Genomic DNA, 1,899 nt, shown 5'->3' with positions numbered 1-1,899 from the left:
ATTGAGTAGGGTGAGGGGTTACCCCCTCAGCCCTCTCACACCACCGTACGTGCGGTTCCGCATACGGCGGTTCAAGCGGAACACTGGAGGTGCTGGTGGATGGACACCAGCGAGACCAGCCCAAGGCTGGTGAAGTATTTCGGCGGCAGTGCAGCAACCATGTGCTTGGCCCCGGCATTCCACCAGGGGCCGCGCCCGTTGACGCTGGAGCGCCATGCGCGCAGGGCATCAAGCCCGTGGCGTCGCATCTGCGCTTCCCGCGTCCGTGGCCGCTTCCACTGCCGCCACACCACGCACCGCAGCCGTCGCCTGATCCACGCGTCCAGTTCTTCGATCGGTCTGCGACTCTGCGTCAGACTGAAGTAGTTCATCCAGCCTCGCAGGATCGGGTTGAGCCGCTCGATGGTGTCAGGCAGCGCCCGACCCCGGCCTTGCGCGCATATCTTCCTGACGGTGTCCCGCAGGCGTTCAATGCTGGACTTGGCGATGCGGACCTTCTTGTCGCGCAGTGTTGTGCTGTAGCCCAGGAACTTGCGCTCCCAGGGTCTGGCGACCGCGCTTTTGGCCGCGTTCACCGTCAGCTTCAGTCGTTCCGTGAGGAACGCCCTCACGCTGTCCATGATGCGCTGGCCAGCCCGCTGACTGCCCACGTAGATGTTGCAGTCGTCCGCGTACCGACAGAACGACAGGTTGCGCCCCTCCAGTTCCCGGTCCAGATCGGTCAACAGGATGTTGGACAGCAGGGGGGACAGGGGGCCGCCTTGCGGTGTTCCCTGTTCCCGGACCGTCTCCACCCCGTCGGCCATCATTCCCGCCTGGAGGTACCGCCTGATCAGGTGCAGCACTTTCGTGTCTTTCACCTGTCGCGCCACCCTGGCCATCAGCACGTCATGGTTCACACGGTCGAAGAATTTCTCCAAGTCCATGTCCACCACCCAGTGCTTACCGGCCCGGATGAACCCTGCCGCCTTGCTTACCGCCTGTTGGGCGCTTCGCCCTGGACGGAAGCCGTAGCTGCTGTCCGAGAACGTCGGCTCAAAGATCGGTTGCAGTGCTTGGTGCAAGGCCTGCTGGATCAGTCGATCCACCACGGTCGGCACGCCCAGTGTCCGCACCCCGCCTTGCGGCTTGGGTATGTCCACCCGGCGTACCGCCTGGGGCCGGTACCGGCCTTCCAACAGCGCCTTCTTCGTGTGCGCCCAGTTTTCCTGCAGCCAGGCCTTGAGGTTCTCGCCGCGCATCCCGTCAACGCCGGGCGCTCCGCGATTCTTCATCACTCGGCTGTAGGCCAGTTGCATGTTCGCACGCTCTACCACTCGGGCCATGAGCCCGTCTCTCTCCGATTTCGGTTGGCCGCTGTACGCCGTGCCAGTCTCAACACCCGCGTGCGCCATCCCCGGATTCCGCCCGGTTCTCTCGCCGCTGGCCCCTCCTGCGAGGGCTTCTGCTTCATCGACCGACATCGAGAACTTCGTTCCTACTCTCGTTTCCACTTGTTCGGGCCTTTGGTGCCGGTTCCTCGTGGCTCAGCGCCTTGACCTGCACCTACTACGCCCTGTGCTGACTTCTGGCTGGGCATCCCGTCACCTCTCGGTACCGGTAGCCCTCTCGGGCACCACAGCCAGATCTCCCCGGGTATGACACACCCACCTTCACGCTTATGCCTGTCGGATCTACGCCGTGCCGTTCCGTGCAAGTTTTGGGCTTTGGAGTTTGCGGCCTCCTCACCCCAGCACGACGCCTCGTATCCGCTTCCTGTTCGTCAGGCCAGCGCTTTGCCATCCGGCTTCCTTCAGACTCGCAGTCGCCCGCGAAACCCTTGCCTTCGGCTAACTCTTCCCCTTGCCGGGCGAGTAGAGGACTTTCACCTCCGAGTGGGTGCGCCCTGCCGGGCGCACC

General features: G+C 63.9%; 1 protein-coding gene. It reads right to left on the bottom strand.

Translation table 11 applies throughout. The features are described 5' to 3' along the window. Nucleotides 1-71: 71 nt before the first annotated feature. Nucleotides 72-1,463 carry a group II intron reverse transcriptase/maturase gene (ltrA, locus tag FFS10_RS22800; protein WP_137896885.1) on the bottom strand — a complete coding sequence of 464 codons (1,392 nt, stop codon included), beginning with the start codon at nt 1,461-1,463 and terminating at the stop codon, nt 72-74. Between the last annotated feature and the right edge of the window lie 436 nt (nt 1,464-1,899).

This window comes from Ramlibacter sp. 2FC (assembly GCF_005503345.1).
Lineage (GTDB): Bacteria > Pseudomonadota > Gammaproteobacteria > Burkholderiales > Burkholderiaceae_C > SCMQ01.
The sequence above is the reverse complement of the archived record's forward strand: the minus strand, read 5'-3'. Positions and strand labels throughout refer to the sequence as shown.

Excerpts from the sequence above, each read along its gene's own strand:
- ltrA (WP_137896885.1), bottom strand. The coding sequence starts at position 1,463 with ATGTCGGTCGATGAAGCAGAAGCCCTCGCAGGAGGGGCCAGCGGCGAG.